The organism is Allobosea minatitlanensis, from assembly GCF_964020775.1.
On the sequence record NZ_OZ224509.1, the window covers coordinates 3,738,023 to 3,751,467 of the forward strand.

Here is a 13,445-nt window from a genome sequence, read left to right on the forward strand (position 1 = left end):
CGGCAAACGCCCGCGATTTGGCTGACGATCCTGCTGCCGTAGCTCAGTGGTAGAGCACTCCCTTGGTAAGGGAGAGGTCGCGAGTTCAATCCTCGCTGGCAGCACCAGCCGCTTTCAATCAGATCAAGGGTTCAAGATTGACCGCGCAAGGCTGCGCTCGGCAGCCTCTGTCGAACACCTACGGAACATGGTGCGCCGGTCTGTGCGAAATCCGCGGCTATGCGGCACGCTCCTCCATGACGATGATGACCTGACGCGGATTTGCCGGCGTCCGTTTTTCGGCGCGCCCTCCTCGATCTTTCCGATCAAGCCGGCCTCCGGGAGCGGAACGGGCTCAGTCGACCTTCACCGTCTCGACGCCGTCGGCGCGCTGCGCCTGATCCCGGCACAGAACGTCGGCGAGCTCTTGCACGGCGGCCGTGTGATCCGCGACATGCAGCCCGTCGACCAGGGCGCCCGGCCTCGCCTGTCCGAAAAGCCGGCTCCTGAGCGCGTTCCAGGGATCGGCATAGACGCAGCCTCCCCCGGAGCAGAGATGGTCAAGGCGATGGGAATAGACGAGAATGGCGTCGGGATCGAATATGGCGGCCAGTTCCTCGCCAACGGGAGGGATCGCCGTCACCACGACCTTGCGGAAGCGCCCCACGACCTGCCGGACCGCGGAGACCCAATCGTCGACCCGCTCCAGCGGGCTCTGCTTGCGGAGGACGTCGTTGGTGCCGACGACGAGAAGGACGGCGGAGGGCTCAACCGGCATCGGCAACTGCGCCAGATGGGCCCGGACCTCATGCGCCTTGAGCCCGCCTACCGCGACATTCACGCTGTCGCAGGGAAGATGCAGGGCCGCGGCGTGCGAATCCCCGGCGATCAGCACGAAGCCCTCCTGCGCCCGCGCCAGCTCCGCCGCCATTGCGGGGCGAGCCTTCGCGGCGACCTCCTTCGCGGAAGCCGACTTGGCGCTTCGATAATGAGCGACGCCGCCGACGGAAGCGGCCGCGACCATCGCCAAGGCGATCATCTTGAACGACGCGCGCGCTCTTGCACGCGAGTGAGAGACGATGCTCATCAGGCTGCTCGCAATGGCGGGGATGCGGAAGCGGGGCCGCGCGCAGACGGCAACCCGATGGCGCATCGGTTGTTCGAGGCGGGATGAAGGCGCGGCGCCTGTCAGGCGGCGACGGGCGAATTTGCCGGGATTCCATGCCGGAGCGGAGGCACGCCCATCCTGGGCGAGTCGCACACCCCCACTCGGTCAGAAGCGGTAATTGACGCCCGCCCGGGCCACGCTGAACTTCGTGCTGCGATCGACGCGGACCTCGGTGGCGCCCAGGGAGGAAGCGGTATTGAAGCGCTGCCTCCGAGATCGACGTAGAGATATTCGGCCTTCACCGAGACATGGTCGGTCAAAGCGTATTCGGCGCCGCTGCCCAACGTCCAGCCTAGGCGCGTTCCGCTCTTGGAGCCGGTCGAAGGGAGGCTGAAGACGTTCGTCCCGGCAAGGTCGTAAAGGCCGATAGTCTCGACCGCCGTGCTCTTGACCAGGCCATAAGCGAGGCCGCCGGTTCCGTAGACCATGAGGCGCTCCATAGGCGCGAGGCCGATGCGCGCGCGCAGCGTGCCGAACCACGCGACCCGCGACCGGGCGGAGAAGGCGTTCTCCACAGTGCCGAGGTCGGCAAGGGAAAAGCCTCCCTGGCCGTTCAACCGGGATTTGGCGTCGACATGGTTGAAATCGGTTTCGGCGCCGAGAACGATGCTCCCGAACTGGTAATCGTAGCCGAGCTGGCCGCCGCCGCTGAAGCCGATATCGCTGCCGCTCTTACGCCAGCCGCCGAACTGGTCGATGATGTCGAACCATCTCGGATCGAACGGCGCCAGGCGCGTTGTGCCATGGGTCCAGGCGACGCCGGCATTCGCCCCGACATCGAAGCCGGTCCAGGTGAAGGCGGGGGCGAGCGGCGCGACGAGGTCGTATTTGCGCGAGGGCAGATCGGCAGCGAGCGCGGAGGAGCCGACGACGAAGCTCAGGGCGACGGCGCCGGCGAGCAGGTTATTGGAAGACATGGTTCGCCTTTCCGTAGAGGCATACTTGCTTTCGGCGCGTGGAGCGTTCGTCCATTTGCCACCGCGCCCCTGCGGGAGGCATCCCCCATCAGGGTGACGATTGACGGGATCATCGTCGTGCAGCATCTCGAATATCGGGGGACGAACATTGATGATGGACGCAAGCGAATTCGGCGATGCGGCGGCCATGCTCTACGAGGCGGCGGCAATCCCGGAGATGTGGCCCGCCGCCATCGCGCGGCTTTCGCAACTGGCGGGTTGCGAAGGCGGCCTGCTATTCAGCCATTCGCCGCACGGGACGAACTGGATGAGCAGCGACTCGATTCGCCCGCTCGTCCAACGCTTCATCGACGATGGGTGGATGCAGCGAAACACCCGGATGCAAGGGCTGCTGGCCCATTGCGGCACAGGCTTCGTCGGCGACCACGACGTCTTCAGCGATGCCGAAATGGCCGAGATGCCGGTCTATCGCGACTTCCTCGTTCCGAACGGCTTCGGCTGGGCAGCCGCAACGCATGTGCGCTCGGCGACCGGCGACCACATCATCCTCTCGCTCGAGCGCCGCTACGACCGCGGCCCGATCGGCGGAAGGGAGATCGCGCTCCTCGACGGAATCCGGCCACATCTGGCACGCGCGGCAGTTCTCGCTGCCAAGCTCCACATGCAGCGCGCCCAGGTCAGCCTGGATTCCTTCGAGCAGGCCGGCTCCCCGGCGGCGCTGATCGACGGCACGGGCAACGTCATGGCGATGAATCCGCGCTTCGCGGCCCTGCAAGGTCCGATCATCATCCGCGCCCGCGACAAGATCGCGCTCGACGACAAGCGGGCCGACGCGCTGCTTCGGCAAGCCCTGGCGAACCTCGCGCAGGATCGTCTCGGCGACACCCGCTCGATCCCGGTGCCGGGCAAGGACCAGGGCGCCGCCTGCATCATCCATGTCCTGCCGATCAGGCGGCAGGCGCGCGACATCTTCTCGCGGGCGCAGGCGATGCTGGTGGTCACGACCTCGGACCGGGAGCTGATGATCGAGGCCTCGCTGCTCTGCGAGCTCTATGATCTGACGCGCGCCGAGGCCGCCGTGGCCAACCGCATCCTCGACGGTCTCTCCGTCAACGAAATCGCGGTCGCGCACCGGGTTTCGCGGGAGACCGTCCGCTCCCAGCTCAAGAAGGTCCTGGCGAAGACGGCATGTCAGTCGCAAGCGGATTTCATCCGCAGCCTCGCGCCTCTGGCCAAGCGACCCGCGGCGTCATCGGGTTCGACAGGCGCGCCGCCGGCAGGATGAGCCCAGGCCAGCGGCCTCCTGCATCGACCTCGGGCGCCGGCTCCCTTGACTGCGGCTGGCCCTCACCGCGACGAAAAGAGGAGGCGGACATTGGGATCCGCCTCCTCAAGTCGGGTCTCTTTTGGAGGTTGAGAACCAGCTTGGCTTCAACCAAGAAAGACACTATCATTTTTGTCGACGATTTCTGTGAATAAACTCACATCGACAGTCCTTGTCTTACTTGAAATCCAGGAAACCTAGTTCTTTACCGATCTCCGATCGAAGGTACGCCTCGTCAGCAACCTCGATATATCCGGCGGAGTTGTCGATCACTCCCATCTTCACGAGATGGCTCATCTGCTTGGTCACCGTTTCGCGCTGTGACGCGATCCGGCGCGCCAGTTCGGCATGCGTCGGCGCCGGAACGATCCGCAGCCGGCCTCGCGCATCGCGGACCGCGTGACGGATGAGCTCGGCATAGAGGCGGGCCTTCATCGGCAGCAGGCGGCTTTCGATGTAGAGCTGCTTCATGATGCGCAGGCGGCTATACAGCGTCTTCGTCACCAGCTCGGCGAATTCCGGCACGGTCCGCAGCGCCTCCAGGAACTGCCCGCGATTCAGAACGAGCACCACCGTGTCCTCGATCGCCTGGAAATAGGTCGCCGGCTCCTCGCTGCCGAAAGCCGACAGGTCTCCGACGAAATCCCCCGCTTCCAGCTCCTTGAACGGCACGTCCTGCCCCTGAGGCCCCAGGAAGAATGGCACCACCTTGCCCGCTTCGATCAGGTAGATATTTCCGCTCCTGTCGTCCGGCTGCTTGATGAAGGCCCCCTTGGCAAACTGCCTCCTGGGAAAGCTGCCGCTCAGAAACGGGGCGGGTAATGGAACCTCGATCGCCATGTGAGTTGCAGTCAGCATGGCTTCACCCGGAACGCCGCAACCAATGCGGTCGAATCCGCGGATGCGTTAAGGAGGGTCGGCGCCGCTTCCGGTTTCGTCTCGATGTCATTTCGTCAATGCCCCTTCCCCTGATCCAGACGCCGTCGGTTCGGTTGCAGCCTCCGCCAGCAACCCCCGCAGCGTCGCATTCGGCCAATCCGCGCGCCCGCGGCGCTTCGCAGCATCCCCTCTCGGCGGTCTTCCGCCTTCGGAGCCGGTTATCCAGCCAATCGACCCGCGGCGAATGCCCCAAATGGGGTATGCGGGCGGCGTCAGCCGGCGGTATCGGCCATGGGCGATGCCAGCTCCGCGATCGGGAGGTAGGAAGCCCTGTCCTCTTCCCGGCCGAGATATTCATCGAGATTGAAGCGGCGCTTCAAACCTATACCGTCATCGTCTTCGATGAATTCGATCCCGCTGACGACGAACAGCGACCTGATCCGCGACCTGATTTCCGGGCGGACGCGCCCCTCCGTCTCGAATTCGCTGATCGTCCGCTGAGCGACCCGGACTTTCCTGCTCAGTTGCTTGATCGTCCAGCCCATCATCGCGCGCGCGACGCGACATTGCTCACTGTTCATCGTCAAACCCTCAACGAGACAGTTTTTACTCTTGGGTGAGAGCCGAAAACGGCTTCCCAACCGCCCCGCCGGATCTGGCCGCGAAGCGAAGGGGTCCCCGGCCGAGGCCGGGGACCGGGTTTGCATCAGAAGTCGCGCTGCACGCGCAGGCGGCCGGAGATCGAGTCCTCGGACTTGATGCCGAAGACGTTGCTGCGGGTCGCCCAATTGTTCACGGAGCCCACCGGCGAACGGACGTCGAGGTGCGAGTAGAGCACTTCGACACCGATATCGAGGCCGGAAACCGGCGACCAGATCAGGTTGGCCGCGAGCAGGAATTCCTTCGGATCCAGCGAGCGGGCGACGAGATTGTTCGCGGCGGCGAAGTTGAGCGCGTTCGAGTCCAGGTACTTGAGGTTCAGCGCCGAATAGGACGCGCCGATCTCGGTGCGCAGGGTCGGGGTCCAGAAGTGACGGAACGCCGCGACGAGCGAGTAGCCGGTCGAGTTCTTGACGTTGCCGGTCACGACGTCGACGGAGGCGTCGGACAATCCGAGGCGCCCCAGCCGACCCAGGCCGAAGGAGTTGCTGGACCAGCCGAGATAGCCGAGGGCGCCGTCGGCATAGGCAGCCTGCAGCCACAGGGCGTCGCCGGCGGCGAGCATCGGCAGGTTGATCTTGACGCCGCCCTGCACGGCCCAGACGAGCTCATCGCCGCGCGGATTGCCGCGGACAGGACCCGACACCGGAGCGGTCGACGTGTAGGTCGTGGCGCCGACCGTGACGTTGGAACCGCCGCCCGCCGCGCCGATCGAATAGCGACGCGAGCCGATGGCGCCGGAGAACTGGGCCGAGCCCCAGCCCTGGTCGACGCGCAGCGAGGCGACGAGATCGGGGAAATCCTGACCCTCGGTCACCGCACCCAGGCCGTTGGCAGCCGTGCCCAGCGGGCCGAGGCCGGCGGCCGCACGCGCCGCATTCGCCCGCGCGATGCCGATCGCATTCGTGCCGAGCGGAAGGTTCGGGGCGCCGCCGAGCTCGCGGCTGACCGTGCCGGAGGTGCGGTCTTCGGCCGAGACCGTTGCCGAGAAGCCCGAGCCGAAGGTTGCGGTGTAGGCGAGCAGGTTGACGCGCGAGTCAGCCGTGCGGATCGACGCGAAGTTCAGGTCCGAGGCGTAGAAGTCGAAGAACGACTGGGCGCGACCAGCGGTGATCGGGCCGAACTGGACATAGGCCAGATCGAGCAGCGAGCCGGTGCCGGCCGAGCCGCGATAGACGCCCGGAACGCCCGAGCCGGTGTTGAACTGGCCGGAGCTGAACGAGGAACCGGCGGAGTTGGAGGCATAGACGCCGGTATTGTTGGTCAGCTCGTAGCGGATGAAGGTGCGCAGCGTGCCATAGGCCGTGGCCGTGCGGGCATCAACGTTGAGGCGGCCGCGCGCACGGGTGCCATAGGCGTCCTGGGCATCGCCATAGCGCTGGCCGACGGCGTATTCGGCGCGGACGCGGCCCGAGATGCGCAGGCAGGAGTCAGTGCCCGGGATGTAGAAGAAGCCGGCGCCATAGGCGGTGCAGACCCTGACGTATTCGACCGGAGCAGACTTCCGCGAGGGAAGATCGGCCGCACCGGCACTGGTGGCAACGGCGAAGGCTGCCGTAGCCATGCCCAATGCTGAAACGAAGCTCTTCATCAATACCTCCAATTGAATTGGTATTTGTCTCGGCCGAATCCCTTTGGTCAGCCCGCAATGAACATATTTTCATTGGCAATATCGAACGGTGAAAATATTCACTTTTCTATATCTATCTTGATTATGTTGTAAACTCGGCACACGTGATAATTTTCACTATGTCAATGTGATTTACTTCACTATTTGATAGAAATAACCTTACGTACTCCTTCGACGTAGAAAAGCAGGGAGCATTCGCTCCCTGCCAGGTCAGCTCTGCAATGCGCTTGCGAGGCGGTATTGACGTATCGCTCGGCAGCCTTCGGCGACGCCCGCGAGCCATCCATGAAGACGCCGTTCGCGGCAGACGATGCCGGCTCGGGCCGCGACGGAGCGACCGTGCCGCTTGCGCTGCATCAGAGGCGAGACGGGGAGCGGGCGATCGTCGCGGCCGGTCCGGCCGCGCCCGTCAGCCGGCGTGGCTGCCGGCCGACGCCCGGAAGCGCCCGAGCCGGAAGGGCGACAGGTCGATCCGGCTGGCGCCGTCCAACACGTGCTGGCTCACCGCCTCGCCGATGGCGGCCGAATGCTTGAAGCCATGTCCGGAGCAGGGCGACACGACGAGCACGCGCTCGCTCTGCGGCCACGCGTCGATGACGAAGCCGCCATCGGGCGAAACCGTGTAGAGGCAGGTCCGGTGCCGCGAGACTTCGCCGCGCAGGCCGTTGAGCCGCCCTTGGATCGCCCGGCCGTAGAATGTGCGCGATTCGGCCTCGTCGCTCGAACGGTCGAAAGTGTCCGGGTTGACGAAGACGGATTTCTCGCCATGCGCCGCCTTCACCTCCCCGTCGAAGGCCGGGAAGCCGTAAAAGCCCTGCCGCGCGCCGGTGGCCCAGATGAAAGCCGGCGCATCCGCCCATGCGCCCGGCGCCCCGGGCGCGAGCCCGTACCAGTGCAGGATCTCGCGCGTCGGGCGCAGCAGGCTGGCGAATTCGTGCCCGAGCAGCGTGGCGGCCCAGGCTCCGGCGCTGACCACGACGCGACCGGCACGGATCGTCTCGCCATCGGTACGCAGCTCGACATGGTCGTCATGCGGGATGATCGCGCCGATCCGCGTCTCCAGGGCCGCGAAACTGTTTCGTTGCGATGTCATGATGTGCTCTCGAACCGGCCGAAGCCGTCATCTGCCGCGATGGCCCGGACCCGGCCGGACGGGCCGTTGCCGCCGGCTACGCCGCGGCAGCCCGGTGGGCCGCCAAGCGGGCGGCGATCCTGGCCTCCTGCGCCGCCTTGACGACGGCGACGCGGGCGGTCGCCTCCTCGAGCGAGGCGGCGGGCGGATAGACCGGGGTGGTCCCGACCGTGCCCGCCCTGGCGCCGATATGCTTCTCGAAGGGCAGCGAACGGTAGAGGGAGGGATCGACGCTCACATCGAACAGCGGCCGGTAGCCGAGGGAGAGATAGAGCGCCGTCGCCTCCGGCTGCCGGAAGCCGGTGGTGAGATAGGTGCGGGTGTAGCCGAGCGCGGCCGCCGCCTCCTCGAGCGCGAGCACGATGCGCCGGGCCAGCCCCTGGCGCCGCAGATCGTCGCGCGTCCAGATGCGCTTGAGCTCGGCGGTCTCGTCATCATGACTCATGAAGGCGCCGCCGGCGATGGTCTCGTCGCCCCGCCGCAGCAGCAGGAAATCCCCGAGCGGCGGCGCGAAGGCTTCCGCCGGATAGCGCAGGATCTCGGAACGGGCACCGCCCGGGCGGCTGTTGACCCCGTAGCGGCCGTCATATTCGGCGATCAGACCTTCGAGCAGAGCCTCCGCCTTCGGATCGAGAGGGGACGATCGCGTGATCAGATCAGGCATGGCACGATTCCAACGATTGTCTTGGCGCGAGCGAGCTCGCCCGTGACATTTCGTATCCAGGCGCGACATGCGATCAATACTTGTCAAAAAATAAGTATATTTATCTATACTGACAATCGTCTCAGGCAGGATATTTTCGCGGTCGTCAGGAAAGGCGGATGGTTTCATCCCCCTCCCCGACCCGCGTCTTCCACTGCTGGAAGACATAGGGCCCGTGACGACCGGCTGCTTGAAGAAAGCCTCCTTGCCGCCGGCCTTCTCGAAGGCGGCCTTGGGCAGGATGCCGGCGCCGTTGCCGACGAAGGCGTGCGGCAGCAGGATGTCCGGCCCGCCGGCCGCGACGGTCAGCGTGATGTCGTCGGGAGCCTCCAGCGAGTTGATGCGGCGGAACTTGGACGAATTGACCGGCTTCTTGTCCTGCTGCGAGCGTTCGATGGTAAACTTGACGTCCTGCGCGGTGAAGCTGTCGCCATTGTGCCAGTAGACGTCGTCGCGGAGCTTGAAGGTCCAGTGGATGTTGTCCTCGGTCTTCGAGGACAGGGCGAGGCGCGGCGTGAAGCGCAGTTGCCCCCGGCTGAAGTCCTTGTTGACCAGATCGTCGTAGATGTTCACCAGCGCCGACTCGGTGCTGTTGTTGCCGTGGTTGGCCGGGTCGAGCGAGAGGATATCGTTGCCCTGCGCGATGGTCAGCGTCTCGGCGGCCGCCTCTCCGCGCGGGCCGAAACAGATCAGCGCCGTCGCCGCAACGAGTGCCCGCCAACGGGCAATGTGGAACAAACCCTTAGAAACGAAGCCTTTTTCTTCGGAAGCCTGAAGATTGCGCCAACCTAGCGGAGGCACCCGGAAAAGGCCGTCAAATGCACAGCGATATCGACCCAGATCGTCTCTCCCGATGCGGCGCCGGAGCAATTTTTCCCGGCACCCCGACCGCGGCCCGGCCTTTCGGGACGAGGGACACGGCGCGGCCCTGTTCGCCGCGTCCGGCGCGCCGGCCCGCGCGCCACGGGGCGGGAGCCCTTCCGCCGCAGGCCTCTCCCTCCCCTCGCGCAGAGCAAGGCGCGCGGCCAGGAGCAAAATGCCGGATGACACCGGGCGCGGGAGACGCTAAGAACGCCCCGCTGCGATGCGCCGTCGAGGCCCGACCGCGGATCCGGCATGCGGGCGTAGTTCAGTGGTAGAACGTCAGCTTCCCAAGCTGAATGTCGTCGGTTCGATCCCGATCGCCCGCTCCAAATCTCCTTGAATTCTCAGAATTCTGTGGCGGACTTCCGCCAAATTCGCGTTCCCTGCATTCCCTGTCGCGGTTCCCAGCCCTGTTCAGCGGCTGTGCTGTTCGCAGCGCGACTCGCACCTGCGCCGCCTTGCGGCTGGCGCCCCGCGCGTAGCGGCCATCGCCTCAGCCGGTAGTTTCGGCGATGGCTGTCCCTGCGGCCCAGCCCGACGACCATGCCCATTGGAAATTGTAGCCGCCGAGCCAGCCCGTGACGTCGACCACTTCGCCGATGAAATACAGGCCTGCGACCGCCCTCGCCTCCATCGTCTTCGAGTTCAGGCCGGCCGTGTCGACGCCGCCGAGCGTCACTTCGGCGGTCCGGTATCCTTCCGAGCCGATGGGCATGACCTCCCAGTCCTGGATCGCAGCGGCGATCGCGGCCAGCCTCTTGTCGCTCGCGGCGCCGATGCTGCCGCTCCAGCCCTGCGTTTCCGCGAGATAGGCGGCGAGCCGCTTCGGCAGGAGATCGCCAAGCGTATTCGCGATGCTTCGGCGGCCGCTCTCCTGCCTGGCGGCGCGCAAGGCGGCAAAGACGTCCTGCCTCGGCAGGAACGCGATCCGGACCGGCTGCTTCTCGCGCCAATAGGACGATATCTGCAGGATGGCGGGACCTGAAAGGCCGCGATGCGTGAACAGCAAGGCCTCCTCGAACGCGATCTTGCCGCAGGTCGCCCGCACACCCACGGCAAGGCCGGCGAGTTCGCGAAATCCGGCGAGCGCGTCTTCCCCGAATGTCAGCGGCACGAGGGCGGGGCGCGTTTCCGTGACGGCCAGGCCGAACTGGCCGGCGATCTGATAGCCGAGGCCGGTCGCTCCCATCTTCGGGATGGATTTCCCTCCCGATGCGACGACGAAATGCCGACAGCGGATCTCGGCGGCCTCCGCTCCCGCGAGCGTGATCGCAAAGCCGTCATCGCTGCGCGCCACGCCCGCCAGCGTGGTCCGGAGGCGCAATTCGCATGCGGCGCGCGCCATCTCGTCCAGCAGCATCGCGATGATGTCCTTGGCGGTGTCATCGCAGAAGAGCTGGCCAAGCGTCTTTTCGTGATAGGGAATGCCGTGCTTTTCGACCAATGCGATGAAATCCCGCGGCGTATACCGGCCGAGCGCGGATTTCGCGAAATGCGGGTTGCCGGACAGGAAATTGCGCGCGCTCGTCCCGGTATTGGTAAAATTGCAGCGCCCGCCGCCGGAGATCCGGATCTTCTCGCCGGGTGCCCTGGCATGGTCGACGACGAGGACACGCCCGCCCCGCGCTCCGGCCTGGATCGCGCACATCATTCCTGCGGCACCCGCGCCCAGAATGACCGTATCGAAACGCTCGATCGCCATCGATTGCTGCCAGCCCCGGATCCAGCCCTGACGGTTTGCGCAGCGCTCCGGACGAGTTGGCGCTACGGCTTGGGACCCGGGTAGATGATCCGCCCCCGCCCATCAACAGACGGAACCAGGCCGAGCACCCTGCGAGAGCCATCTGCAGGAAATAGGCGGCCGGGCCATATCTTTTGATCTAGGCGGTGTGGACGGATTGGCGCATGTCGCGTTTTGAGGATTCCTCTGACGGGTATTGTCTGCTTCATGGAGAGCCGACTGCTTTGGAGGTCGGCGATGTCCCGAAGATGGCGGATGCGGATTGGTCGGTGGCGCTGGAGGTGTTCCGCGCCTTGTTGCCGCGCCGGGGCGACAAGGCCGAAACGACCGGCTGTTCCTCGAAGCGCTGCACTATTTCTCGGTTCATAACATCACCTGGCGGACGCTGCCGGAGCGGTTCGGCAAGTAGAACAGCGTCTGGAAGCGCTTCGACCGGTTGAGCAAGGCGGCCGTGTTCGAGACCTTCTTCGATCACCTCGCCTCGCTGTCGTCCTCGGCACACCTCGTGCAGATGTTCGACTCGACCATCGTGCGCGCCCATGTCTCGGCGGCAGGCGCCAAAGGGGGCAGCAAGGTCAGGCGCCCGGCCGCTCCCGTGGCGGTTTCTCCGCCAAAATCCATCTGAAGACCGACTTCGACGGCCATCCCATCGCCTTCGATCTGACCGGAGGCGAGAAGAGCGACGCGCCGCATTTCCCGATCCTGCTCGGACACGGCCCCGACATCGACCCGGGTGCCACTGTCGGTGACAAGGGTTATGCCAGCAAGGCAAATCGGCAGGCGGCACGGTCACGCGGCATCATCCCGGTCATTCCGCACAAGGTGAACGAGAAGGACAAGCCCGGCTTCTTCGCGAAAGCCCTTTATCGCGGGCGTGCCCGCATCGAGCAGACCGTCGGCAAGCTCAAGCGCTTCAAGCGGGTCGCCCTACGATGCGAGAAGGCTAAGCGAAACTTCACAGCCATCGTCGCCCTCGCAGCAGCATTCGTCTTGGTCAAATCCGTCCACACCGCCTAATGAGAGCGGTAGATCGTGGCCTGCACGCGTGATATAGGCGGGTCAAAATCATCTCTCGAGCCGCTGCAGCTATGTTTTGTAGCGCTGCAGGAGTGTCGCATCTTGAATAGAATAATAGCCGTCGTGGGCCTCGGTTATGTTGGCCTTCCTGTCGCGGTCGCATTTGGCCGGTCAGGTGCCAGAGTTATCGGCTTCGACATCGATCAAGGTCGTATCGAAGAGTTGCGCGCCGGCATTGACCGCACCCGCGAGGTCGAGCCGCACGAATTGCGTTTTCCGTCACTAACTTACACTACGGATTCTGCTGATCTCAAAGCCGCGGATTTCTTCATCGTGACTGTGCCGACGCCAATCGACAATGCCAAGAGGCCATGCCTCAAGGCGCTGACCAGCGCCTCGGAAACCGTCGGCAAGGCGCTGCGAACGGGCGGTATCGTCGTTTACGAATCAACGGTCTATCCGGGCGCAACTGAGGAAGAGTGCGTTCCCGTTTTGGAACGTTTTTCGGGCCTCAAGGCCGGCGTCGACTTTTTCGTGGGCTATTCACCTGAGCGTATCAATCCGGGAGACCGCGAGCACCGCTTCGAAACGATCGCAAAGATCGTATCGGGGCAGAACCAAGAGACGCTCGACATTGTTGCCGACGTTTACGGCAGTGTGATCAAGGCGAACGTCCATAAGGCTCCGTCAATCATGGTCGCGGAAGCTGCCAAGGTCATAGAAAACACCCAACGCGATCTCAACATAGCGTTGATGAACGAGCTCTCCGTCATCTTTTCAAAACTTGGCATCGATACCGCGGACGTTTTGGCTGCTGCCGGCACGAAATGGAACTTTCTGCGCTTTACGCCAGGACTTGTTGGCGGCCACTGCATCGGCGTCGATCCTTACTATCTGACACACAGAGCGGAGATGGTTGGCTATCATCCGCATGTGATTCTTGCTGGTCGTCGCATCAACGATCAGATGGGTGAATGGATCGCACGTAGCGCGTTGACAAAACTCGGCGCAGGTCGGGTCGGGCCTCGCAAAGCCGCGGTTCTGGGGTTAACTTTCAAGGAGAATGTGCCCGATACGCGCAATACGCGCGTGGTAAGCATCGTTCGGGAACTGGAGGCTTTCGGGTGGGAAGTCAATGTCCACGACCCCCACGCTGACCCGAAAGAAGTCAAGCATGAATACGATCTTCCCTTGAAATCGCTTGAAGACTTGCGCCAGTCAGAGATTGTCGTTCTGGCCGTTGCTCATGACGAATACGTCAAATCCGGCTGGGACATCATCAAGAGCCTCTTACCTCAAGATGGCAAACGCAGCCTCGTCGTAGACATCAAGTCCGTACTCGATCGCACCGAACGCCCTGAGGGCGTCGAGCTTTTGCGGCTTTAATTTGAAGGATTATCGAGCGTCGATTCGGCGCCGATAATCTCTCGC

11 protein-coding genes and 2 tRNA genes are annotated in these 13,445 nt (G+C 64.4%); 5 read left to right on the forward strand and 8 right to left on the reverse strand.

The window, feature by feature from the left end; genetic code table 11:
- Positions 1 to 32: 32 nt before the first annotated feature.
- Positions 33 to 107, forward strand: a tRNA-Thr gene (locus ACWH43_RS18435).
- A 227-nt stretch (positions 108 to 334) separates the two neighbouring features.
- Here the strand turns inward: ACWH43_RS18435 and ACWH43_RS18440 are convergent.
- Positions 335 to 1,066: a GDSL-type esterase/lipase family protein gene (locus ACWH43_RS18440; RefSeq protein ID WP_158471886.1), complete on the reverse strand. Its 732-nt coding sequence runs from the start codon at positions 1,064 to 1,066 to the stop codon at positions 335 to 337.
- Between the two features lie 101 nt (positions 1,067 to 1,167).
- On the reverse strand, positions 1,168 to 2,190 hold the full coding sequence (locus ACWH43_RS18445) for an outer membrane protein (RefSeq protein WP_158446140.1): 1,023 nt from the start codon (positions 2,188 to 2,190) through the stop codon (positions 1,168 to 1,170).
- Positions 2,191 to 2,218: 28 nt separating this feature from the next.
- On the opposite strand from ACWH43_RS18445, the gene ACWH43_RS18450 reads away from it, so the two are divergent.
- On the forward strand, positions 2,219 to 3,349 hold the full coding sequence (locus ACWH43_RS18450) for a helix-turn-helix transcriptional regulator (protein ID WP_448153579.1): 1,131 nt from the start codon (positions 2,219 to 2,221) through the stop codon (positions 3,347 to 3,349).
- Positions 3,350 to 3,565: 216 nt separating this feature from the next.
- Here the strand turns inward: ACWH43_RS18450 and ACWH43_RS18455 are convergent, their stop codons facing one another.
- From ACWH43_RS18455 to ACWH43_RS18475, 5 genes are all read right to left on the reverse strand, one after another.
- On the reverse strand, positions 3,566 to 4,246 hold the full coding sequence (locus tag ACWH43_RS18455; RefSeq protein ID WP_260348071.1) for a Crp/Fnr family transcriptional regulator: 681 nt from the start codon (positions 4,244 to 4,246) through the stop codon (positions 3,566 to 3,568).
- 293 nt (positions 4,247 to 4,539) lie between these two features.
- Positions 4,540 to 4,848 (reverse strand): helix-turn-helix transcriptional regulator, encoded by a 309-nt coding sequence (locus ACWH43_RS18460; RefSeq protein WP_260348070.1) that lies wholly within the window; start codon positions 4,846 to 4,848, stop codon positions 4,540 to 4,542.
- Between the two features lie 125 nt (positions 4,849 to 4,973).
- On the reverse strand, positions 4,974 to 6,491 hold the full coding sequence (locus tag ACWH43_RS18465; RefSeq protein ID WP_260348069.1) for a porin: 1,518 nt from the start codon (positions 6,489 to 6,491) through the stop codon (positions 4,974 to 4,976).
- A 475-nt stretch (positions 6,492 to 6,966) separates the two neighbouring features.
- Positions 6,967 to 7,650: an FAD-dependent oxidoreductase gene (locus tag ACWH43_RS18470; RefSeq protein ID WP_260348068.1), complete on the reverse strand. Its 684-nt coding sequence runs from the start codon at positions 7,648 to 7,650 to the stop codon at positions 6,967 to 6,969.
- Between the two features lie 76 nt (positions 7,651 to 7,726).
- A complete protein-coding gene (locus tag ACWH43_RS18475) occupies positions 7,727 to 9,130 on the reverse strand; it encodes a GNAT family N-acetyltransferase (protein ID WP_375797000.1) in 1,404 nt (467 codons plus the stop codon).
- 380 nt (positions 9,131 to 9,510) lie between these two features.
- On the opposite strand from ACWH43_RS18475, the gene ACWH43_RS18480 reads away from it, so the two are divergent.
- Positions 9,511 to 9,585: transfer RNA gene (locus tag ACWH43_RS18480), tRNA-Gly, on the forward strand.
- Between the two features lie 164 nt (positions 9,586 to 9,749).
- Here the strand turns inward: ACWH43_RS18480 and ACWH43_RS18485 are convergent.
- Complete coding sequence (locus tag ACWH43_RS18485; RefSeq protein ID WP_158446149.1) at positions 9,750 to 10,952, reverse strand: BaiN/RdsA family NAD(P)/FAD-dependent oxidoreductase; 1,203 nt, start codon at positions 10,950 to 10,952, stop codon at positions 9,750 to 9,752.
- 462 nt (positions 10,953 to 11,414) lie between these two features.
- On the opposite strand from ACWH43_RS18485, the gene ACWH43_RS18490 reads away from it, so the two are divergent.
- Positions 11,415 to 12,014 (forward strand): IS5 family transposase, encoded by a 600-nt coding sequence (locus ACWH43_RS18490; protein WP_260348160.1) that lies wholly within the window; start codon positions 11,415 to 11,417, stop codon positions 12,012 to 12,014.
- A 123-nt stretch (positions 12,015 to 12,137) separates the two neighbouring features.
- Positions 12,138 to 13,400 (forward strand): nucleotide sugar dehydrogenase, encoded by a 1,263-nt coding sequence (locus ACWH43_RS18495; protein WP_311734784.1) that lies wholly within the window; start codon positions 12,138 to 12,140, stop codon positions 13,398 to 13,400.
- The last annotated feature ends 45 nt before the right edge of the window (positions 13,401 to 13,445 follow it).